This window comes from Novosphingobium sp. BL-S-33, assembly GCF_056857025.1.
Map to the genome: position 1 here is coordinate 1431543 of NZ_CM166474.1, position 21394 is coordinate 1452936.

General features: G+C 66.2%; 22 protein-coding genes. 9 read left to right on the plus strand and 13 right to left on the minus strand.

The annotated features are described in order from the left end of the window. Positions 1-154: 154 nt before the first annotated feature. Positions 155-1105 carry an HpcH/HpaI aldolase/citrate lyase family protein gene (locus AC1VVM_RS06790; RefSeq protein WP_482956187.1) on the plus strand — a complete coding sequence of 317 codons (951 nt, stop codon included), beginning with the start codon at positions 155-157 and terminating at the stop codon, positions 1103-1105. Here the strand turns inward: AC1VVM_RS06790 and AC1VVM_RS06795 are convergent. Continuing rightward, positions 1086-1409: a hypothetical protein gene (locus AC1VVM_RS06795; RefSeq protein ID WP_482956188.1), complete on the minus strand. Its 324-nt coding sequence runs from the start codon at positions 1407-1409 to the stop codon at positions 1086-1088. The two genes, AC1VVM_RS06790 and AC1VVM_RS06795, sit on opposite strands and share 20 nt — an antisense overlap. Beyond that, positions 1406-2089, minus strand: a complete 684-nt coding sequence (gene lipB, locus AC1VVM_RS06800; protein ID WP_482903315.1) for a lipoyl(octanoyl) transferase LipB — start codon at positions 2087-2089, stop codon at positions 1406-1408. Before lipB ends, AC1VVM_RS06795 begins: the two co-directional genes overlap by 4 nt. Before the next feature lie 81 nt (positions 2090-2170). Between lipB and AC1VVM_RS06805 the strand changes: the two genes are divergently transcribed. Then, positions 2171-2980 carry a hypothetical protein gene (locus tag AC1VVM_RS06805; RefSeq protein ID WP_482903316.1) on the plus strand — a complete coding sequence of 270 codons (810 nt, stop codon included), beginning with the start codon at positions 2171-2173 and terminating at the stop codon, positions 2978-2980. A 92-nt stretch (positions 2981-3072) separates the two neighbouring features. On the opposite strand, the gene AC1VVM_RS06810 is transcribed toward AC1VVM_RS06805, so the two are convergent. The 6 genes from AC1VVM_RS06810 to AC1VVM_RS06835 all read right to left on the minus strand — a co-directional run bounded on the left by AC1VVM_RS06810 (position 3073) and on the right by AC1VVM_RS06835 (position 8238). Next, complete coding sequence (locus AC1VVM_RS06810) at positions 3073-3705, minus strand: class I SAM-dependent methyltransferase (RefSeq protein ID WP_132388816.1); 633 nt, start codon at positions 3703-3705, stop codon at positions 3073-3075. Positions 3706-3807: 102 nt separating this feature from the next. After that, entirely contained in the window at positions 3808-4152 is a 345-nt protein-coding gene (gene arsC / locus AC1VVM_RS06815; RefSeq protein ID WP_482956189.1) for an arsenate reductase (glutaredoxin), read from the minus strand. A gap of 13 nt (positions 4153-4165) precedes the next feature. Next, entirely contained in the window at positions 4166-4732 is a 567-nt protein-coding gene (locus AC1VVM_RS06820) for a (2Fe-2S)-binding protein (RefSeq protein ID WP_482956190.1), read from the minus strand. Between the two features lie 61 nt (positions 4733-4793). Next, positions 4794-5528, minus strand: coding sequence for a metallophosphoesterase family protein (locus tag AC1VVM_RS06825; RefSeq protein ID WP_482956191.1), 735 nt, complete (start codon positions 5526-5528; stop codon positions 4794-4796). Further along, positions 5528-7534, minus strand: a complete 2007-nt coding sequence (locus AC1VVM_RS06830; protein WP_482956192.1) for a TonB-dependent receptor plug domain-containing protein — start codon at positions 7532-7534, stop codon at positions 5528-5530. Before AC1VVM_RS06830 ends, AC1VVM_RS06825 begins: the two co-directional genes overlap by 1 nt. An 8-nt stretch (positions 7535-7542) precedes the next feature. Next, positions 7543-8238 (minus strand): fumarylacetoacetate hydrolase family protein, encoded by a 696-nt coding sequence (locus AC1VVM_RS06835; RefSeq protein ID WP_482956193.1) that lies wholly within the window; start codon positions 8236-8238, stop codon positions 7543-7545. A gap of 153 nt (positions 8239-8391) precedes the next feature. On the opposite strand from AC1VVM_RS06835, the gene AC1VVM_RS06840 reads away from it, so the two are divergent. Further along, complete coding sequence (locus AC1VVM_RS06840) at positions 8392-8901, plus strand: YqgE/AlgH family protein (RefSeq protein ID WP_207904727.1); 510 nt, start codon at positions 8392-8394, stop codon at positions 8899-8901. Here AC1VVM_RS06840 and AC1VVM_RS06845 read toward each other — a convergent pair. The 5 genes from AC1VVM_RS06845 to AC1VVM_RS06865 all read right to left on the minus strand — a co-directional run bounded on the left by AC1VVM_RS06845 (position 8898) and on the right by AC1VVM_RS06865 (position 13266). Continuing rightward, the gene (locus AC1VVM_RS06845; RefSeq protein ID WP_482956194.1) at positions 8898-9473 is read right to left on the minus strand and encodes a nucleotidyltransferase family protein; all 576 of its coding nucleotides are present in this window, start codon (positions 9471-9473) and stop codon (positions 8898-8900) included. The genes AC1VVM_RS06840 and AC1VVM_RS06845 overlap by 4 nt on opposite strands. Further along, the gene (locus AC1VVM_RS06850; RefSeq protein ID WP_482956195.1) at positions 9470-10474 is read right to left on the minus strand and encodes an XdhC family protein; all 1005 of its coding nucleotides are present in this window, start codon (positions 10472-10474) and stop codon (positions 9470-9472) included. The genes AC1VVM_RS06845 and AC1VVM_RS06850 overlap by 4 nt, the downstream gene beginning before the upstream one ends. Before the next feature lies 1 nt (position 10475). Further along, positions 10476-11084, minus strand: a complete 609-nt coding sequence (locus AC1VVM_RS06855; protein WP_482956196.1) for a TetR/AcrR family transcriptional regulator — start codon at positions 11082-11084, stop codon at positions 10476-10478. Positions 11085-11160: 76 nt separating this feature from the next. Next, entirely contained in the window at positions 11161-11814 is a 654-nt protein-coding gene (locus AC1VVM_RS06860) for a murein L,D-transpeptidase catalytic domain-containing protein (protein ID WP_482903325.1), read from the minus strand. Positions 11815-12021: 207 nt separating this feature from the next. After that, positions 12022-13266 (minus strand): polyhydroxyalkanoate depolymerase, encoded by a 1245-nt coding sequence (locus AC1VVM_RS06865; protein ID WP_482956197.1) that lies wholly within the window; start codon positions 13264-13266, stop codon positions 12022-12024. A 264-nt stretch (positions 13267-13530) separates the two neighbouring features. Between AC1VVM_RS06865 and AC1VVM_RS06870 the strand changes: the two genes are divergently transcribed. The 6 genes from AC1VVM_RS06870 to AC1VVM_RS06895 all read left to right on the plus strand — a co-directional run bounded on the left by AC1VVM_RS06870 (position 13531) and on the right by AC1VVM_RS06895 (position 20958). Then, positions 13531-15342 (plus strand): ABC transporter transmembrane domain-containing protein, encoded by a 1812-nt coding sequence (locus tag AC1VVM_RS06870; protein WP_482905162.1) that lies wholly within the window; start codon positions 13531-13533, stop codon positions 15340-15342. A 154-nt stretch (positions 15343-15496) separates the two neighbouring features. Then, complete coding sequence (locus AC1VVM_RS06875) at positions 15497-17665, plus strand: M13 family metallopeptidase (RefSeq protein WP_482956198.1); 2169 nt, start codon at positions 15497-15499, stop codon at positions 17663-17665. A 583-nt stretch (positions 17666-18248) separates the two neighbouring features. Beyond that, positions 18249-19061, plus strand: a complete 813-nt coding sequence (locus AC1VVM_RS06880) for an undecaprenyl-diphosphate phosphatase (protein WP_482903328.1) — start codon at positions 18249-18251, stop codon at positions 19059-19061. Between the two features lie 18 nt (positions 19062-19079). Beyond that, entirely contained in the window at positions 19080-19874 is a 795-nt protein-coding gene (gene ppk2, locus AC1VVM_RS06885; RefSeq protein WP_132388842.1) for a polyphosphate kinase 2, read from the plus strand. Between the two features lie 185 nt (positions 19875-20059). Further along, positions 20060-20227, plus strand: coding sequence for a 50S ribosomal protein L33 (gene rpmG, locus AC1VVM_RS06890; RefSeq protein WP_039391223.1), 168 nt, complete (start codon positions 20060-20062; stop codon positions 20225-20227). Between the two features lie 74 nt (positions 20228-20301). Further along, positions 20302-20958, plus strand: a complete 657-nt coding sequence (locus AC1VVM_RS06895; protein ID WP_482956199.1) for a LolA family protein — start codon at positions 20302-20304, stop codon at positions 20956-20958. The last annotated feature ends 436 nt before the right edge of the window (positions 20959-21394 follow it).

The window sequence follows — 21394 nt, forward strand, 5'->3', positions numbered from 1 at the left end:
CAGGCCGTAGAGATCCGACGGCCCGTTTCTCCGCGTCTTCGCACCTCCGCGTGAACCAATTTTCATTCTGGCATCGACGTAACCTGCCGCGCAAAGAGCATTTCTTAATTGCTCGCCTCCTAGGCTTTCGCACAGGAAGAATGAGGGGCGCGCGATGAAGTATCGATCCTGGCTGATCGTACCCGGGAACAACGAAAAGCGGCTCGGCATGACGCAAGGCGTCGGGGCCGACGTGGTGGTGGTCGATCTCGGCGATACCGTCCCGCGCGAGGCGCGGGAGACCGGGCGCCGCCATGCTGCCCAGTGGCTGGCCGCGAGCCGCCAGTCCGGCGCCGGGCAACGGCCGGCCGCGCGCTGGGTTCGGATCAACAGTTTCGAATCGGGCCTATGGCGCGAAGACCTTGCCGCGATCATGGGCTCGGGCCCCGAAGGCGTGATCCTGCCGCGTGCGAGTGGCCCGGACGCCGTGCGCGAACTCGCCAGCGAGATCTACGGGCATGAGGAGCGCAATGGCCTTGCGCCCGGCTCGACGCGGATCATGCCCGTCGCCGGCGAAACGCCGACGGCGGCGCTGCACATCTCCGACTATCTGGAATCGACGCACCAGCGGCTCGACGGCCTTGCCTGGAGCGCGGGCGGGCTCGGCGCCGCCTTGGGCGTGCGGCAGCGGCGTGACGGGCAGGGCGGCTGGAGCGACGCCTGCCGTTTCGTGCGGGCGCAAGTCCTGCTCACGGCGCACGCCTCGACCATCCGCGCGATCGAGGCACCGTTCGAGCATTTCGAGGATGAGGTGGGGCTGGAGCGAGCGGCCCTGCGCGCCCGAGCGGATGGTTTCACGGGAATGTTTGCGGTTCACCCGGCGCAAGTCGCCGTGATCAACCGCGCTTTCGCGCCGCCAGCCGAGGAATTCGACGAAGCGCGCGAGATCGTCGCAGCCTTTGCCGCTAGCCCGCATCTCGGTTCGCTGGCGGTCTGCGGCCGCATGGTGGACCGGGCGGATCTTGCGCTGGCCCAGCTCACCCTGACGCAGGCGGACAGGCCTGTCGGCATCGCTGCCAGTTCAGGCGAGGACTTGCGGCGCGGGGCTATTCTCCGGCCGGCTTGACCTGCGCGGCCTCGACATCGGCGGCGGCAGCGGCCGCCGCGTCCGCATCGCTGTCGGCGGGCGCTTCGCTGGCCTCGGCAGGGGCTGCCGAACGGGCGGACGGTGCGCTCTCCTCGGGCGCCATATGCGGGTTCTGCGAGCGCACGGTGTCGTAGGGCGGCATGTCGTCGGTCACCGAGCGGGACAGCAGCGCGACGCCGCTGGCGGCCTTGTTGCTGGCCGCTTCCTGCTTGTGGCACCCGGAGAGGGCCAGCGCGGCCAGCGCGGGGAGCACGATGGCGGCAGGACGATACAGCAGGCTCATGCAGGCTTCTCCGGAGGGCAGGGGCGGTCTAGCGCGGCCAGGAAGGAATCGGCGTGGGCCAGCAGTGCCGCGTCCCAGCGCGCGAAATCGACGTCGTGGCCAAGCCGCGCCAGACTGGTGACGCCGAATTCCTCGATCCCGCAAGGTACGATGCCGGTGAAGTGCGCCAGATCGGGGCGGATGTTCACCGCGAAGCCGTGCATCGTCACCCACTTGCGGATGCGCACGCCGATGGCGCCGATCTTGGCCTCGCGCCCATCGATATCCTTGGTCCAGATGCCGATGCGGCCTTCGCTGCGGAAGCTTTCGACGCCGAAGTCGCGCAGCGTGTCGATCACCCACCCCTCAAGGCCGTGGACGAAACCGCGCGCGTCGCGGGCGCGCTTGCGCAAGTCCAGCAGAACGTAGGCGATGCGTTGGCCCGGACCGTGGTAGGTATAGCGGCCGCCGCGTCCGGCTTCGACAACCTCGAAGCGCGGATCGAGCAGTTCGGCCACGGCCGCGCTGGTGCCGGCGGTGTAGACGGGAGGATGTTCGAGCAGCCAGATCAACTCGCGCGCCTCGCCCGCGGCAATCGCGGCGTTGCGGGCGGTCATTTCTTCAAGGGCGGCGCGGTATGGCACTTGTTCGGTGCTGACGCGCAGTTCGATATCACCGGCCAAAGTCGTAGGGAAAGTCATGCTGCGTTGCGTGGCGTCATTCCCTGCGGTTATCAAGCCACTTTGAGATGACCGCCTCATCATGGCGGTGCAGGAGCAGCAATGACGTTCGACAGCAACCGGGCCTGGAACGAGGCAAGCCGCGCGGTTTCCGCCAACAAGGAAGTGGTCCTTGCCATCGCGGGGGTCTTCTTCCTGCTGCCGCAACTGGCCTTCACGACCTTCTTCCCGGCGCCCGAAATGGCCAGCGGAATGACCGAGCAGCAGGTGATCGACGCGGCGAAGACCTATTACACGTCGATTCTTCCGGTGATGATTCCCGTGTTCCTCTGTCAGGCGCTGGGCACGCTCTCGCTGCTCTGCCTGCTCGATACCGACCGCCGCCCGACCGTGGGCGAGGCGATCGGCAGTGGGCTGAAGGGGCTGCTGCCCTATCTTGCCGCGCAGATCCTGATGGGCATCGGGCTTACCGCGGTCCTGCTCGCGCCGGCCATGCTGCTGGCGGTGGGCGGCACGGCGGGTGCGGTGATCGGGCTGGCGCTGGGGTTCGTCCTCGTCATTCCCGTTGCCGTGCGGCTGTCGCTGACGTCGCCGGTGATCGCGGTCGACGGGGTGTTCAACCCGTTGCATGCACTGACGCGGTCGTGGCAGCTTACGCGCGGCAATACGGCGCGGATTTTCGGGTTCTACGCCTTGCTGTCGCTGGCAATGATGGCCCTGCTCATTCTGGGCAATGTTGCGACCCTGCCGATCGCACTGCTGGCGCCCAAGGCGATTGCCGAGCTGGCGGGCGCGGTGATCGGATCGATCCTGGCGACTGTCATGGTGCTCTATTTCGTGGCGGTGATCGGGCAGATCCACCGCCAGCTTTCCGGCGGTTCGGCAGAGACGCTCACCAGCCCGTTCGAATAAGCGGCCGCATTCATCACAGCCCACAAACAAAAAAGGCCGGCGCGTGGTGCGCCGGCCTTTTTGTTTTGTTTGTCTTGCCGGAGCGGGACTTCTCAGTCCTCGTCCTTCCAGCCCCACCACATGAAGCAGGGCGGGACGTTGATCGGCTCGATGGCGTCGTCGATGCGCTTGAAGTGGCGCGCCATGAAGCTCTTGGCCTTGGGCGTGAACTGGTAGACCAGGAACGCGCCGCCCTTGCGGATCACGCGGTAGGTGGCAGCGGCGATGGCCGGGCCGACACCGTCAGGCAGGGTCGAGAACGGCAGGCCGGACAACACGTAGTCCGCCTTTTCATGGCCGTGTGCACGCACGATGTCCTCGACATCGGCGGCCGATCCCAGCACCGCGATGAAGCGGCTGTCGGTGATCGTGCGGCGCAGATAGTCGATGAACAGCGGGTTCGTGTCGATCACGATGAGCTGCGCGTCGCGGCCGAGTCGGTCCAGCACCGGGCGGCAGAACGTGCCGACGCCGGGTCCGTACTCGACGAACAGCTTGGTGTTCGCCCAGTCGACGGGAGCCAACATGCGATTGATGGTGAAGCGCGATGAGGGGACGATCGAACCGACCATCACCGGGTTGCGCAGGAACCCTTCAATGAACACACCCCAAGGTCCGAGGCTGTGCTTGATCTTTCGCTTGATTCGCTCGGGGAGCGCCTCTCGGGCAAGCTCGGTACTGGTCATGCTGGCGAAGACTCTCGCGTTGTTGTCGTCCTGCGAAGGGCGAAGGCGTGGCAGATCGGGGTGCACATTGCAAGCAAGCCGCTAGGCAATGTTGCAGAGCAATTACAAAATCTCGTGGACCTTTTCCATAGGGCGGCACAGGCGCACGCCCTTGTCGGTCTCAACCAGCGGGCGTTCGATCAGGATCGGCTCGGCGGCCATGGCGGTGAGCACCGTCGCATCGTCCGCCTCGGGCAGGCCACGTTCGGCGGCGTCGGTACCCTTCACGCGCAGGCCCTGCTGCGGCGTGATGCCCGCGTCCTTGTAGAGCTGCGCAAGCTTTTCGGCGCTCGGCGGGGTCTTGAGATATTCGATCACGGTGACCTCGACGCCGGGCGCTTCCTCCAGCACGGCAAGCGTCTTGCGCGATGTGCCGCACTTGGGGTTGTGCCAGATGGTGGCCTTCATGGGTTTGTCCTCTTTATTCAGATGAAGTGGTAAGGGCGCCGCCGGGTTCCCGGCCGAGCGCCGGAACCGCGCGTGCCGCATCCTGCGGGGCGATGCCGGAGGCAGGCGCCGCGCTGATCGTTTCCTCGCGCCGCATCACGCGCCCGGCACGCTGGACGGCCGAGAGCAGGCGCGGATGGACGCCGCAGCGGCAGAGATTCGGAATGGCGGTGCCGATCTCGGCCTCCGACGGATTCGCATTGCGGCCGAGCAGCGCGGCGGCGGCCATGACGATGCCCGGCGTGCAGAAGCCGCACTGGACGGCCTGCTCGGCCACCATGGCCTGCTGCACCGGGTGCGACCGGTCCTGCGAGAGTCCTTCGATGGTGGTGACGAATCGCCCCTCGCACTCACTCAGCGTGACAAGGCAGGATCGCAGTGCGGCACCGTCGACGATGACGGTGCAGGCCCCGCAATCGCCGGTGCCGCAGCCGTACTTGGTGCCGGTGAGGTTGGCGCCTTCGCGCAGGGCCCAGAGCAGCGGCGTCTGCGGATCCATGCCGATCTCGACCGGATGCTCGTTGAGGGTCAGGCGCGCCATCGGCTTTCCTTAACTATGGCAGAGGCGGGATTCCAGCCCCGGAACAATGGGCTGTCCACGGTCATGCGCGTCCGGTCAGGAGCGCACGGGCCCAGTCGTCGCGCCCCGCAGCGGAGGCATCGGCGGCAGCGGCCTGCCAGTCGTAAGCGACGGCGATGCGTTCGACAGTCCAGCCCTCTGCCGTGCGCTCGATCACGGCGTAGCGCGCGTGCGGTGTGCCGGTCTCCATCACATGCGGGAAAGGGTGATCGTCGGCATAGGCGGGCAGGCCTACCGAGCCGGGATTGACCACCTGCCGCCCGTCCGCCAGCCGTACATGGCGCGGCAGATGGGTATGGCCGCAAAGGATCATCGGTGCCGCTATGGCAGGCAAGCGCGCGGTGATTTCCACCTCGCGTGCTGGGCGGCAGCCTTCGGGATCGACCGTTTCCAATAGGTACTCAAGGTCCGAGCCCGGCGAGCCGTGGCAGGCGTAGAGATCGGGCTCCAGCCACAGCGTTTCGGGCAGACTAGCCAGCCACTCAAGGTGGCGCCGTTCCAGCCGGTCGATGGTTGCGGCATCCGAAAGTCCCATCCGCTCGGGCGAGAGTTCGAGCAATTGCCGCTCATGGTTGCCGCGAATGGTTTCGAGGCCGAGCGCCATCAACCGGTCCGCCGTCCCCGCTGGATCGAGCGGGCCGCTGAGGATGTCGCCCAGATTGACGATCCGCCCGATCCCGCGCCGCTCCGCATCCGCCAGCACCGCGTCGAGCGCGCGCAAGTTGCCGTGGATGTCGGAGAGGACGGCCACTTTCATCAGAGCATGACTTTCAGACCGGCCCAGACCGTGCGGGGCACGCCAAGGTCCATCGATCCGGCCTGATTGCGCGTCACCACGGTCTCGTCGGTCAGGTTCTCGCCGCGCAGCACCAGCGAGACGGGGCCGGCGACGGGCACTTGCACATAGGCATCGAGCGTCGTCGCGGCGGGCAGTACGTATTGCTCCAGATCGTCCTCGTACTCGGCGCCGGTGTGGCTGACGGTGGCGGCAAAGCGCCAGCCTTCATGCGGCAACCAGGCGAGCGTGGCGCTGGCGGCTAGCCTGGGCACTTGTGCCGGCCGCATCCCGTCGAGTGGCTGTCCTATCGCCTCCACCTTCGAATCGGTCCATGCCAACGACCCGTCCAGCCGCACCGTGCCCAAGGCGAGCGCGGCGCTGGCCTCGATACCCTTGGCGCGGATCGCATCGACATTCTGGCGCTGCTGGACATTGGTGGCCACGGTGACGTTGGCGATGGCGTCCTTCAGCTTGTTGTCGAAGGCGGTCAGCGAGAGCGTGAGCGCCGAGATCGGCGTGACGTCGACCCCCGCCTCGTAGCCGCGCAGGCGTTCGGGCTTGAGGTTCGGGTTGGCATTGGTCGTCACCGGGAACACGACATAGGGGCGGTAGAGTTCGTTCAGCGTCGGCAAGCGCATGCCGGTATAGGCGGCGGCGCGCAGACTTACGGCCTTGGCCACCTTCCACACCAGGCCGCCGCGCGCGTTGCCTTCCCAGCCCGAGCGATTGGCGAAAGTATCATCCTGCGTCACCGCGCCGCCGGGCGAGGCCTGACGGTAGAAGCCGTTGCGGATGGTCCAGCGGTCGGCCCGCGCTCCGGCGGTGAGCACCAGATCGCCCAGCGTCCAGTCGTCTTGCAGATAGAAGCCAAGGTCGGACTGGTCGCCGCCAGCGTGGCGCACGGCGGTCGGCAGGCCGGTCACGGTCGAATAGGGTAGTTCCAGCAAGTGGCCGGACGCGAGCTTCACGTCGGTGCCGATCCGCAGCACGTGATCCTCGCCAATGGGCGGGCGCAGTTCCGCCTTGCCGCCGACTGCGGTGGTGGGCGTGCTGTGCTGGTCGAGCGTCTTTTTGAAGTTCGTCGAACTGATGACGATGTTCGAGAAGTCCTGCGCCTGAACATAGCCGAGCACGTCGAACTGCCAGTCGCCCCGGCCGACGAAGCGCAGCGAGGCCTGCTGTCCGTTCGAGGTCGAATCAGCGCCTTTGAAGCGCAGCGTGCGCGAATCGTCGTAGGCGAGCACGGCCGCCTGCACCTCGACATCCGCAGTCAGCGGGGCGACGGCGCGCAGCGAGCCCGACAGGCTCTCGAAAGCGGCGCGGGCAGAGGCGGGGACGCGCTGGTCCTTCGGCGTCGTCCAGAAGCCGTCGCCGCGATCCCACTGGACGCTGGCGACCACGAAACCCTCGCCCAGCTTCGGCGCGGCGGTGAGCGAGGCCTGCGTTTCGCCCCGGTCGTCGACGAGCGCGGTGCCCTGAAGCGCGCCGATCTCGGCCGGTCCCGCGCTCAGCAGTTCGATCGTGCCGGCCACCGCGCCCGATCCGAACGCGCCCGAACCGCCGCCGCGCGTCACCCGCACCGAGCCGATGCGCTCGGGCGCGATGGCGCTATAGGGGATGTAGCCGAAGAAGGGGTTGGCCACCGGCACGCTGTCGAGCAGCACCAGCGTTCGGCTCGCGGCATTGCCGCCGAGCGCGCGCAGATTGGCGCCCTGTGCGGACGGATTGGCGGAGCGGCTGTCCGAACGGCGGAACTGCGAGAAGCCCGCGACCGAGGACAGCACGTCCTCGATCCGGCCGGAGGCGCTGGCGGTCACGGAGTCGCGGTCGATCGTCTCGACATCGTAGGCAGGCGTCGCCGGGCCGGAATCGAGCCCGTGCCCGGTGACGATGATCGGCTGGTCACCCGCGTCTTCCGCCAGCGCCGGCTGCGCAGCAAGCAACGACGCGCCCGAAAGCAGCGAAAGGCGCAGGACGCCGCGCATGGACGGCCTCACTCGGCGGGCGCGATATCGAGAATGAGCGGTTCCAGCCCTTCAACATGCCCTTCGAGTCGGTCTCCGGCCGAGATCGGGCCAACACCCGCCGGCGTGCCGGTGTAGATCAGGTCGCCCGGCGCAAGGTGATAGAGGCGCGAAAGGTCAGCGATCAGTTCGGGGATCGACCAGATCATCTCGTCCAGCGGCGCGTCCTGCTTCACCGCGCCGTTCTTCGCGAGCGAAATGCGCTGCGCCGCCGGTGTGCCGAAGGCGGCTGCGGGGGTGATCGCGGCGATCACGGCGGCATTCTCGAAGTCCTTGCCGGTGTCCCACGGATAGCCCTTGGCCTTGGCCGCGTTCTGGAGATCGCGCCGCGTGAGGTCGATCCCGCAGGCATAGCCGTAGACGAGATCCATCGCCGCCTCGGGCGCCACTCTGAAGCCGGTGCCGCCGATGGCGACGACCAGTTCCATCTCGTAGTGGCAATCCTGCGTGCCGGGCGGATAGGGAATCCGGGCGGGAGCGTGGCAGAGCGCGGCGGGGGCTTTGGTGAACCAGATCGGCGCCTCGCGGTCGACTGCGTTGCCCAATTCGCGGGCATGCGCGGCGTAATTGCGGCCCACGCAGAAGATCCGTCGCACCGGATAGCGGGCTTCTTCGCCGCTTACGGCAACGGTGGGGCCTTCGGGCAATTGAAAAAGCAGGCTCACGACCATGTCACTCCTCGATTTCGGCATGGCATAGAGTTGTTCGATCTGTACGAAAAGCGCCAAGCGCCTTGCCGTCCCCGCCCAAGCGCTTACATTCGCCGGGTGACCGAGAGACAATACCTTGCCGGACGGCTGCTGCTCGCCATGCCGGGCATGTTCGACCAGCGCTTCGAACGCTCGGTCAGCGTGATGTGCGTGCATGACGAGAACGGTGCGCTTGGCATCGGCATCGGCCGTCTGCGCGACGGCGTTCGCTTCCACGATATTCTCGAAGAGCTGGACATCGATCCCGGCAAGGCCCCGAATTGCGAAGTTCACGAGGGCGGCCCGGTCGAGCCCGGGCGCGGCTTCATCCTGCATTCGACCGACTGGGGCGGGGCGGACACGCTGGAAGTGCAGCCGCTTTGCGCGCTCTCGGCCTCGATGGACGTACTGCGCGCGATTGCTGCAGGGCGCGGGCCGAAGCAGTGGCTGATGGCGCTGGGCTATGCCGGTTGGGGACCGGGCCAGCTTGAAGGCGAAATGCGCCACCACGGCTGGTACGCCGCCGATCCGCATCCCGAGATACTCTTCGACACGCCGGTCGATGCCCGCTGGAGCGCCAGCTGGCGGGCGGAGGGCATCGATCCCTCGCTGCTCGCCAGCGAGACGGGCCGGGCCTAGCTTTTCTGCAATCGGGCGAGATCTTCCGGGCGGTCGATGTCCAGCAGGATCGCCGGATCGCTCACTTCATCGAATACCACGTCTTCGCGCGCGCGCAGCAGTCGCCCGGCGCCTTCGTCGCCGGTCAATGCGGCGATCTCGGGAAATAGCCGCGCGGAGAGCAGGGCGGGGTGGCCCGGCCGTCCTTCGTGGCGAGGCAGGGCTACGGCGGCATCGCTGATCCGTGCGGCCAGCCTTGCAGCCTCTCCATGCGGGACTCGCGGCATATCGCCGAGGAAGATGAATGCGCCTCCGGTTCCGGCCGCGGCCCGGATCCCCGCCTTGAGCGATTGCGACAGTTCCGTGCTCTCGATGCGGACCGCTTCGACCGCCGGTTCGCCCGGCCAGTCGCCGATTTCGAGCCCCGACCGGGCGACCACGATCACGCGGGAGACGGGCGCGGCGCGGGCGGCGCGGATGGCGTGGAACAGCAGCGGCTCACCATCGAGCGGGGCGGCCAGCTTGTCGCTGCCGAAACGGCTGGCACGCCCGGCCGCCAGGACGATTGCGACATAAGCGGCGATTTCGCTCACGCCCGTTCGCTGCCGGGGTTCATCGCCTGCATGATCTGGGCAAGGATGCCCGTCGCCACTTCGAACGGCGACTTGCCGAGCCCGATGACGCCCGGCGAAAGGTGTAGCCGCGCCAGTTCCTCGTCGGTCGCGCCTAGGGCTTTCAGTGCGGCGATCCGCCCGGCAGTCCGTGATTTCGCGCCGATCATGCCCACCCAGCCGGCGCTGCCGCGCAGAGCGTTAAGGCAGCCGCCAAGATCGTGGTGGTCCTCATGCGTGGCGCCAAGGTAGGCGGTCCAGCGGTCAACGCCGAGTTCGCCCAGCGCGTCGGTCGGGCTCATGCGCATGTAGCGGGCAAGCGGGAAGGGCGGCGGTGAGCGGGGGCCGTCGGGGCGCACCAGCACCGTCTCGAACCCGGCCAGCGCGCCGAGCCGGGCCGCCGCAAGTGAACCGGGGTCGCCGCCCGAAACGATCAGGCGGCGCGGGGGATCATGGCGGCGGGACAGTGCGAAGGGCTCGGCGCTCCATTCGAGCAGGGGGCCATCGTCCAGCGTGACGCGGCGCTGCGATCCGTCGCTGTGCCAGCGGCAGGGGCGGCGCTCGGCGGTATGGCGGAGCAGGTCTGCGGCAGCGCGGCAATCGGGCGCGATACGTTCGAGCAGCAGGTAAAGCGCGCCGCCGCAGCGCAGGCGGATGTCGATCCACGGGCTGCCCATCCCGTAGTGGAGCTGGCGAGGGCGGCCATCGGCCAGCACCTCGGCGGCGTGATGGGCCACGTCGCCCTCGATGCAGTCGCCCGAGAAGTACCCGCTCGCGTCGATCGTGCCGTCGGGGGTTGGGGTGAACAGCATCTGGGCGCCGGGCCCGCGCGGGGCGCTGCCTTCGACCCGATAGAGCGTGGCGAGAACGCAGGGCAGTCCGGCGGCGCGGGAGGCGGAAAGCGGCGCGCGGATATCGTCGATCCAGCCGAACAGCGGCCAGTCCGCATTTGCGATTTCGCCGAGGGTTTCGGCCGCGACCATCTCAGCCGACCACGGCGCGTGCCTCGGCCCGGCCGTTGTCCCCCAGCAGCGGTGCGATCACCAGCCGGTGCAGAATTGGCGCGATCGCCTCTGGCGACATGTCCGGGCCGTGGCCAAGCCACCAGGCAAGGATGTCGAATGTCGCACCGGTGCCATGCACGACGCCAAGATCGGCGGGCAGCCATTGCACCGGATCGTCGACCTGACCGACCAGGCCGCGCGCCTGCCGGATGAACTCCACGCGCACGATGGCGGCGGCGCCGCCCGCGAGCAGGGCCGACCACAGCGGCCGGTGGGCATCGACATAGCGGCACAGCGCCAGCGTGGATTCGAAGCTGTCGGCATCGCGCAGCACCGGCAATGTCATTTCCAGAAGACCGGCGATCTCTTCCGAGGCGACATCGCCCAGCAGCGCTTCCTTGGTGGGATAGTGCCGGAAGAAAGTGGCATAGCCGATCCCGGCATGCGCGGCGATTTCACGTATGGTGATCTGATCGAAAGGCCGCTCTTCCAGCAGCGCCAGCATGGTTGCGTTCAGCGCCTTGCGCGAACGCACCTGCCGCGCGTCAGTGGGCGCGTCTTTCCTGAACCCCGCTAGATGTCCATCCATGAGAGATCCGTAACACCCCTGCGCGGCCCTGTCTAACTTGGGTCTAACGCGGGGCCGGTACTTGCCGCGCGGGCCGTCAACCTTCGCCGATGCGATCGGAGAACAGCAGGCGCCCGCCGGAGAGATGGATAAGCGCCTCGTTGAAGTCCTCGGTGCTCATCGCGAAGCAGCCTTCGCTGCGGCCGATCTTGCCCCACTTGGAAATCAGCGAGGCATCAACGTACCACGCCGGATGCATAACGATGGCCCGCTCCAGCGCGGCGGAATTGTCTGTGTCGAGGCCCTTGAGGCGGATCGAGGTACCGTACTTGCCCTGATACCATTCGCACGTGAGGAAGGCCCCGCGCGAGGTGGCTTCGGAGCCGGGCAGGTTGGAGAAGCTCTGGAGCCAGCCGCTGTGCATCGGATCCGAACCGCGTCCATGCGCGAGCAGGAACGAGCGGACCGAGCCGTTCTCCAGATTGGCGAAATGCAGGCGAGGCTTCCACGAAGGCTGCGCGAAATCGGCGATGCCCACCAGATCGGTCCGCCAGAGACTGGGCTGGACGCGCTGCACCTGCCTTGCGGCGACTTCGAGAATTCGGCGCTCGTAAGGCGTCTGGATAAGCGGCGTTACGCCGTATCCGGCAGTTGCGTTAACTGAAGTGTTTTCTGCTGCCAGCACGCGCGCGGGGAGCGTGAGACTTACCCCCGCTGCCAATCCGCCCATGAGGACAGCACGCCGACCCAACGTGTGTTCCATCGGCGTAGACTAACCGATTTAGGTTAATGGCGCCATAAGAGTCGTCTGGGTGGTTCCCGGATACCGAACGGGTCGTCGCGCCCAGAAAACGTCTCACCGATAAGGCGAGTCGTGGGCTTTAACAGGTTGAAAAATTTGCATCCTGTGTCTCCGGGCTTCCCGCGCCGATCGGCGCAGGAGGCCCGGAGCAATGCGTCAGGCGACGACCTTCAGAGGCTTTTTCTGGTGCTGGCGGATCCAGTCTTCCACTACCGGGGCAATGCGGGTGCGCCACTTGCTGCCGTTGAAGATGCCGTAGTGGCCCACGCTTTCGGCCAGGAGGTACTGCTTGCGGTCCTCCGGCAGGCTGGTGGCAAGGTGCAACGCGGCCTTGGTCTGGCCGATGCCCGAGATATCGTCGCGCTCGCCCTCTACCGCGAGCAGCGCGGTATCGCGGATCGCGCCGATGTCGATCCGCTCGCCGCGATGGAAGAATTCGCCATTGGGCAGCGAGTGCTTCTGGAACACGTGCTCCACGGTTTGCAGGTAATATTCGGCGGTCATGTCGCAGACGGCGCGGTACTCGTCGTAGAACGCCTTGGTGGAGGCGGCGCTTTCGCCGTCGCCGTCCACCAGATGCTTGAACATGCCGTAGTGGCTCATCATGTGGCTGCCGAGGTTCATCGCCATGAATCCGGCAAGCTGGAGGAAGCCCGGATAGACCTTGCGGCCCGCGCCCGGGTAAGTCAGCGGCACGGTGGCGATGACATTGTTTTCGAACCACGAAAGCGGCTGGTCCATCGCGACGTCGTTGACGCTGGTGGGCGCCTCGCGCGTGTCGATCGGGCCGCCCATCATCGTCAGCGTGGCCGGGCGACAGGGATGGCCCTGCTTGCCCATGATCGCCGCTGCTGCCAGCGCCGGGACCGAGGGCTGGCACACCGCCAGCATGTGCGTGCCGGGGCCGATGTGCTCAAGGAAGGCGATCAGGTAGTCGATATAGTCGTCAAGGTCGAAGCGCCCGGCGCTCGTCGGCACCAGCTTCGCGTCGGCCCAGTCGGTGATGTAGACCTCGCAGCCTTCCAGCATGCGCGCGACGGTGCCGCGCAGCAGCGTCGCGAAGTGGCCGCTCATCGGGGCCACGATCAGCAGCTTCGGCGCGTTCTTCGGCAGGCCGGGGTGATCGAAGCGCAGCAGGTTGCCATAGGCGCGGTGGAGCACGATCGACTCGGTGACGGGGAAGGTCTTGCCTCCTACGGTCACGTCCTCGATGTCGAAATCGGGCTTGCCGCGTGACATCGTCGCATGGGCGAAAACGTCGAGTGCAGAGGCCATGACGGTTCCGAATCCGAAGTAACCGAAAGGCGTGGAGGGATTCGAAAGCAGTTCCGCGCCCACCGATGCCCAGGCGGCGGCGCCGCTCAGCATGGTGCGTTGCAGTTCGTAGGCATTGTAAAGCAAGGCTGTTCTCCTGACCGCGACGCCACTGTCAGCCTCTTTCGGGCCACTCTACCGTGGGTGTTGCGGTGTATCTGGGCTCGAAACGCCTCTTGTGCAATGCGGCAATGTCGATTCATTTCGGCGCTATTGCCGATCGCGGGTTCCGTCAGATCGCTTATCCTTCATCCGACGGGGGCCTTTTCCCGAGCGCGGCAAAGGGATAAGGCGCTGGCCATGCAGGCCGATCCGGAACAGGGCAAGGCGCACCCCAGCGGCGCCGAAACGATGGAAAACGAGGCGCCTCGGCGCAAAAGCCTGACTGCGCTCGGCATGGTCTGGCGGGAACTGTTCCATTATCCCGGGCGGATGGCCATTGCCGGTGCGGCCCTGATCACCACGGCCACCGCGACTCTCGCGATTCCCTACGGTTTCCGCCAGATCGTCGACCAGGGATTCGCGAAAGGCGCCGATCCTTCGGCAATCCGCTGGTGGTTCGCGATGCTGATGGGCACCGTGACCGTGCTGTCTATCGCGACAGCGATACGTTTCTATTCGGTCTCCTGGCTGGGTGAGCGCGTGGTCGCCGACATCCGCCTGCGGGTGCAGCGCCACCTCGTTACCCTCTCGCCCAGCTTCTTCGAGGAGAACAGCCCGAAGGAGATCGCCTCGCGCATGACCGCCGATACCTCGATCATCGAGACGGTGGTGGGCACGACCGTCTCGGTGGCGCTGCGCAATGCGATCATGGCGGTGGGCGGGGTGATCTACCTGTTCATGCTGGCGCCGCACCTGACATTCGGTCTTGTCATCGCCATTCCCGTGGTGATCGTGCCGATCGCCGCGTTCGGCCGCCGCCTGCGCGCGGTCGCGCGGTCGAGCCAGGACCGCGTGGCCGATATCGGCGCGATGACCAGCGAGGTCTTCGGCGCGCTGCGTGTGGTTCAGGCCTTCAATCAGGAAGGCCACGAGATGAACCGCTTCACCGCCACGGTGGAGCGGACTTTCGAGACCGGCAAGCGCCGTATCATCCTGCGCGCGGCGATGACCGCCGTCATCATGTTCCTCATCTTCGGGTCGATCACGGTGATACTGTGGCGCGGCGCGATTTCGGTTGCCGAAGGGGCGATCAGCGGCGGCACTATCGCCGCTTTCGTCGTCACGGCGGGCATTGTCGCGGGTGCTTTCGGCTCGCTGACCGAGGTCTATGGCGACCTTGTGCGCGGGGCCGGCGCGGCCAGCCGCCTTGCCGAACTCTTGGGGGAACGTCCCTCGATCGCACCGCCGGCACGGCCGCAGGCCTTGCCCGAGCCCGCGCGGGGCAAGATCGCGTTCGAGCGCGTGACCTTCCGCTATCCGGCACGGCCCGACATGCCCGCGCTGCACGACTTTAGCCTGACGGTGGAGCCGGGCGAGACGGTCGCCATTGTCGGCCCTTCGGGTGCCGGCAAATCGACTTTGTTCCAGCTGGCCGAGCGTTTCTACGATCCGCAGAGCGGCGCCATCAAGATCGACGGTGTGCCACTGACGTCCGCCGATCCCTCCGAGGTGCGCCGCCGCATCGCGCTGGTGCCGCAGGAGGGCGTGCTTTTCGCTGCCTCCGCGCGGGAGAACCTGCGCTACGGCAATGCCGCCGCCGATGACGAGGCGATCTGGGAAGCGGCCCGCGCGGCCAATGCCGAACAGTTTCTGCGGGCATTGCCGCAGGGACTCGACACGTTCCTCGGCGAGGACGGCGCGCGGCTGTCCGGCGGCCAGCGCCAGCGGCTGGCAATCGCCCGCGCGCTTCTGCGCGAGGCCCCGATCCTGCTGCTCGACGAGGCGACCAGCGCGCTCGATGCCGAGAGCGAGCGGCTGGTGCAGGACGCGCTCGACCGGCTGATGCGCAGCCGTACCACGCTGGTCATCGCCCACCGCCTTGCCACCGTGCGTCAGGCCGACCGTATCATCGTGATGGACGGCGGCCGTATTGTCGAGGAAGGCACGCACGAGAGCCTGACCCGCGCCAGCGGCCTCTATGCGCGACTGGCCGCATTGCAATTCGACATGCACGCCGCCCCGCTGTCATCCGGTTCCCCGGCTTTCACGACCGAGGGCTGACTTTCGACGAACGTCTTATCGGGACCGACAAACAGCATCAGAGGGCTGGCATTACCAAATCTGGCAATTATGTTGCGCCGATTGGCGGGTCTTTCTGGCCCGCGCCCGTCCTCATGCATGATCCATGCGTGTCATACCTCGGAAAGGCTTGTTCATGCCTCGCACCCTCCTGAGGGCGCTCGCTACCACGGCGCTCGTCCCCGCACTCGTTCTCGTCGCGGCTCCCGCTTTCGCGCAGGACGCGCCTGCCGTCACCGCGGTCAGCGCGACTGCCGGTCCGATGGAAGTGGACCCGGCCAAGGTCTCGTGGGGCGCTTCGGGCATCCAGACCCAGTGGCAGGACAAGAGCGTGAAGCCGGGTGACGACTTCGACCGCTTCGTCAACGGCAAGTGGGCCGATGCCGTGGTGCTTCCGTCCGACCGCACCAACTGGGGCTCGTTCGCCGCGCTGGCGAATCTGTCCGAACTGCGCCTCCATGGCATCATGGACGAACTGGTCGCCTCGCATCCGGCCCCCGGCAGCGACGCGGCGCGCGTGGCGGCTGCCTATCAGGCGTTCATGGACGTCGATGCGATCAACAAGGCGGGTCTAGCCCCGGCACAGCCTTATCTTCAGCGCATTTTCGCCGCGCAGACGCCCGCAGACCTGATCAAGCTGTTCGCGGCGCCGGGCTTTGCCTCGCCGCTGGACGCCAGCATCGGCCCCGACGCCAAGCAGAGCGACGTCAACGCGCTGCAAGTGAGCCTGGGCGGGCTGGGCCTGCCGGATCGCGATTACTACCTGAAGAACGACCCGCGTTCGCAGGAAATCCGCGCCAAGTATCTCGATTACCTGACCTTCCTGCTCGGCAAGGCCGGCTACACGGATCCCGCCGCTTCGGCCAAGGCCGTGCTCTCGCTTGAGACCCGCCTTGCGCAGGCCGACTGGGACCGCGCCGCCAGCCGCGATCCGGACCTGACCTACAACAAGCTATCGCTGGCCGAGTTCGAGGGGCTGGCCTCGCCCGGCCTGCTGCGCTCGTTCATCGAGACCATGGGCGCCGGCAAGGCGACCTACGTGCTGGTCGACGAAATGCCGCCGACGGCCGAGGAACTGAAGACCGCGCGCATCGATCCCGCCCAGGCTGCCGCGCTGTTCGGCGGCGGCGTGCCCGAAGCCGCCAAGCTGATCGAGACCGTGCCCGTCGCCACCTGGCAGGCCTGGCTGGCCGCGCAGTTCCTGCGTAGCCACGCCTCCGTGCTGCCCAGCGACATCGATGATGCCAACTTCGCTTTCTACGGCAAGGTCATGAGCGGCCAGCCCGAACAGCGCGCACGCTGGAAGCGCGGCATTTCGGCGGTTGAGGGCATGTCCGGCGAACTTCTCGGCAAGATCTATGCCGAGAAGTACTATCCGCCCGAAGCCAAGGCGGCGATGGAATCGCTGGTCGGCAACTTGCGCAAGGCGATGGCCTCCAACCTTGAGCAGCTTGCCTGGATGGGCCCGGAAACCCGCAAGGAAGCCGTTGCCAAGCTTGACGCCTTCACTCCCAAGATCGGCACGCCCGCCAAGTTCAAGGAATACGAAGGGCTGACGTTCTCGGCGACCGATCCGCTGGGCAACCTGATGGCGGCCCAGACTTGGGCGAACGGCGACCAGATGCGCCGCCTTGGCCAGCCGGTCGACCGCACCGAGTGGTTCATGCTGCCCGAGACGATCAACGCCTACTACAATCCCTCGTTCAACGAGATCGTCTTCCCCGCTGCGATCCTCCAGCCGCCGTTCTTCAACGTCTCGGCTGACGCGGCCGTCAATTACGGCGCCATCGGCGCGGTAATCGGCCACGAAATGGGCCACGGCTTCGACGATCAGGGTGCCAAGTCGGACGGCTCGGGCAACCTGCGCGACTGGTGGACGCCTTCGGACAAGGCCAACTTCCAGAAGCTCCAGGACCGCCTTGCCGCCCAGTACAACAGCTTCTGCCCTTATGACGACGGCAAGACCTGCGTGAACGGCAAGCTGACGATGGGCGAGAACATCGGCGATCTGGGCGGCCTCAGCCTGGCCTACCGCGCCTACAAGCTCTCGCTCGGCGGCAAGGAAGCCCCGGTGATCGACGGCCTGACCGGCGACCAGCGCTTCTTCATGGCCTGGGCGCAAGTCTGGCGCAGCAAGTACCGCGAGGAAGCGGTGCGCCAGCAGCTCAAAACCGACTATCACTCGCCGGCGCACTACCGCATCAACGGCCTCGTTCGTAACTTTGACGAATGGTACAAGGCCTTCGACGTGAAGCCGGGCGACAAGCTCTATCAGGCGCCTGCGGATCGCGTGCGCATCTGGTAATTCGGTTTGCATGACACTGCGCGGCCCGATCCGGACTTGTCCGGGGCGGGCCGTGTTGTTTTTGAGCGGAGCGCGCGCACTTCCTCCCACGCATCCCGCCCCCCACACACCGCTCATCCTGAGCCTGTCGAAGAATGGGAGGCCTCGCGCCACGCCTCAGGGGGCTTCGACAAGCTCAGCCTGAGCGGGATGGGAGGGCTGGGGCAGTGATGTGCTGGAGAATGAGATTTCCTCCCACCCCACGTCATCCTGAACTTGTTTCAGGATCCATCGAGCAGCCAATGCCGAGGCGTGGCCGGTCGCGCCGCCCTCTCGGCCATAATCTCCAGCACCGCGCTATCGGCCCGATAGACCCTGAAACAAGTTCAGGGTGATGGTCGGACGGGGACCTTTTCGGATCACCGTCATCCCGGTGAGGGGAAATGACCCCAACGCCGGGCCATCCACAACACCGCCGCCACGCGCCTCTCGCAGCCCCAATCCACCCAATTTGCGCCCAAGCGCATTTTCCGAACGATTATAAACCGTCACGTCGCACGGACCCGCTTGACTTGGCCTGCCCGTACGGCATGACCTCTCGCCGATGGACCTGACCCTTACCGCTATCCTCCTCGGCATTGTCGAGGGCCTCACCGAGTTTCTGCCGGTCTCCTCGACCGGGCATCTCATTCTCGCCACCGAATTGTTCGGCTTCGACGCCGCGCAGTGGGCGACGTTCAACATCGTCATCCAGCTGGGCGCGATCCTGGCCGTGATCGTGCAGTTCTGGCGCACGTTCTGGGCGGTGGGCGCGGGCCTGCTCAAGCTCGATCCGGTGTCGATCCGCTTCGTGCGCAACGTGCTGCTGGCCTTCCTGCCCTCTGCCGTGCTGGGCCTGCTGCTCAAGCACTATATCGAGGGGCTGCTGGGTCAGCCGATGGTCGTTGCCTGGGCACTGATCGTGGGCGGCATCGCCATCCTCGGCATCGAGCGCGTCGCCAAACCCGGCGCGCCCAGCGGCGTGGCGCAGCTTCCGGCCATGACCTGCCTTGGCGTCGGCCTTGCGCAGTGCCTGGCCATGGTCCCCGGTGTCAGCCGCTCGGGCGCGACGATCATGGGTGCACTGGCGATGGGCGTAGAGCGCCGTACCGCGGCAGAATTCAGCTTCTTCCTGGCCGTGCCGACAATGCTGGGCGCAACCACGCTGGAACTGCTCGGCGCGCGTCACGAACTGATGGCGGGTACCGGCCCGGTCGGCTGGACCCAGATCGGCATCGGCTTCGCGGTTGCCTTCGTGGTGGCGCTGGTGGTCATCAAGGCGTTTATGACATTTGTAAGCCGCTCGGGCTTTGCGCCTTTTGCATGGTATCGTATTGTAGTGGGCGCGCTCGCGGTGTTCCTTCTCTCGCGGGTCTGAACAAAGGGCTGACCGAATATGGCCGAGGACAAGAACAAGAAACTCGGTCGCAAGGATTACGAAAACCTGCTTGAGCCCATGCTTGAGGAACTGGTCGGCATGGCCCGCTGGGCCTCGACCACCGGTGTGCGCCTCGTCGTCCTGTTCGAGGGGCGCGACACCGCGGGCAAGGGCGGGGCGATCAAGGCGGTTTCCGGACAGCTCAACCCCCGCCAGTGCCGCACCGTCGCCCTGGGTGCCCCCAGCGAGCGGGAGCGCGGCCAGTGGTATTTCCAGCGCTATATCGAACATCTCCCCGCGCGCGGGGAGATCGTGCTGTTCGACCGCAGTTGGTACAACCGCGCGGGCGTGGAGAAGGTCATGGGCTTCGCCACCTCCAGCGAGGTGAAGCGATTCCTTCAGCAAGTGCCGGTGTTCGAGCGCATGCTGGTGGACGACGGCATCCTGCTGTTCAAGTACTGGCTCTCCTGCGATCAGGACAAGCAGGAGGAGCGGCTGCACGAACGCCTGATCGATCCGCTCAAGCGCTGGAAGCTCTCGCCGATCGATGTTGCCGCGCGCGAGCGGTACGAGGATTACACCAAGGCGCGCGAAACCATGCTGGACGCCACCCACAAGAAGCATGCGCCGTGGACGGTGGTGGACTTCAACGACCAGCGCCTTGGCCGCCTGACGCTGGTGCGCGACCTGCTGGACCGCCTGCCCGATACCAAGGTCGATCCGATGACGATCCAGATGGACAAGCTGGGGCACGAGCCTTTCACGGAGAAGTTCGGCGTGCTCAAGCCCATCAAGCCGTTCGACATCGACTGACGGCGGAGGGATCGCGGTTCGGAAAGCCCGCAAAGGGGTGTCCGAATCACTCCGGCCCCTTGACTCTGGGCCGTATCTACCGCAAGGGGCCCAGCCTTGAGGGACGGCCTGGTTGCTGTCCCTGTGCTTTTCAACGACACGCCGGCCTGCCAGGGCGGCTGAAACGAGAGATACAGGAAACCGCCATGGCGAAGCCCGCAACCGTCAAGATCCGTCTTGTCTCGACCGCCGACACCGGCTTCTTCTACGTTACGAAGAAGAACCCGCGCAACACGACCGAGAAGATGAACTTCCGCAAGTACGATCCCGTCGTGCGCAAGCACGTCGAGTTCAAGGAAGCCAAGATCAAGTAAGCAACGGGTTCCGGTCCGAATCGGAACCTAATGCTTCAGGTGCGGTTCAAGGCTGTGAACCCAATGGGAGCCTTATGACCCGCACCTTCAAGATCTTTCGCTCTTGCGTTGGCGCGGCCGCTTTGGCCGCGCTTTCCGTTCCTGCCTTCCTTCCGGCAAGCACTGCGCTGGCGGCATCTCCCGCCGAGCAGCAGCAGCTTGACCAGGCCGTGGCTGCGCTTCGCGCGATCACGACGGTCAAGGCCGACTTCGTGCAGACTGACCGCAACGGCCAGTCGGTCCGCGGCCAGCTCACGCTCAAGCGCCCCGGGCGGATCCGCTTCCAGTACGAGAAGAGCGCCCGCCTGCTTATCGTCGGAGACGGCAAGGCGCTGACCATGGTCGACTATGCGGTCAATCAGGTTCAGCGTTGGCCGATCGGCAACAGTCCGCTGGGTGCGCTTCTCGACCCCAAGCGCGATGTGGCGCAATACGGCACCGTGCGACCTACCGGCAATCCCAACGTGATCTCGGTGGAAGTGCGTGTTCCTTCGCACCCCGAATACGGCATCATCACCCTGATCTTCACGCGCAATTCGGCCGCGCCCGGCGGGCTGGAGCTGAGCTACTGGGTGGCGCTCGATTCGCAGAATCAGCGCACCACGATCGCGCTTTCCAACCACCGCTACGGTGTTCCGGTGACCGACAACGATTTCCGCTGGGTCGACCCGCGCCCCGCCTCGCGGCGCTGAGGAACTCGTCGATAGGGGGAAACGCTTGGTCGTGATTTGCCCCCTCAGAGCGACAAAGTGCGACAGAATCCTTCAGTTCGTTCACTTGGCAGCAAGCCAAGAGTACCTACATAGGAATGGTCAGAACGGTTCGAGGCGGGTTTCCCCCCTGTTGCCCACGCCTCCTGAGTGAGCCGCTCTGATATTAGCGTGACGAACGCTTACAGGAACCCTCGGTCCACTGCCCCCGGACCGAGGGTTTTTGTTTTTTCGGGTCGCCTTTTCCGCCTAGCCGGGCTGCGAACGCTACCGCTCTGCGCTTCCGGTGCTCACGGCCATTCAGGCCGCTCCGCTCCGGTTCTCGATCGGCAGCATTCTCGCTCCGGCTGGACGAAAAATTCGACCCGAAAAACGCGGGCGCCGCGTAAAGCGTTCGAAATCTAAAACTACCGTCGCC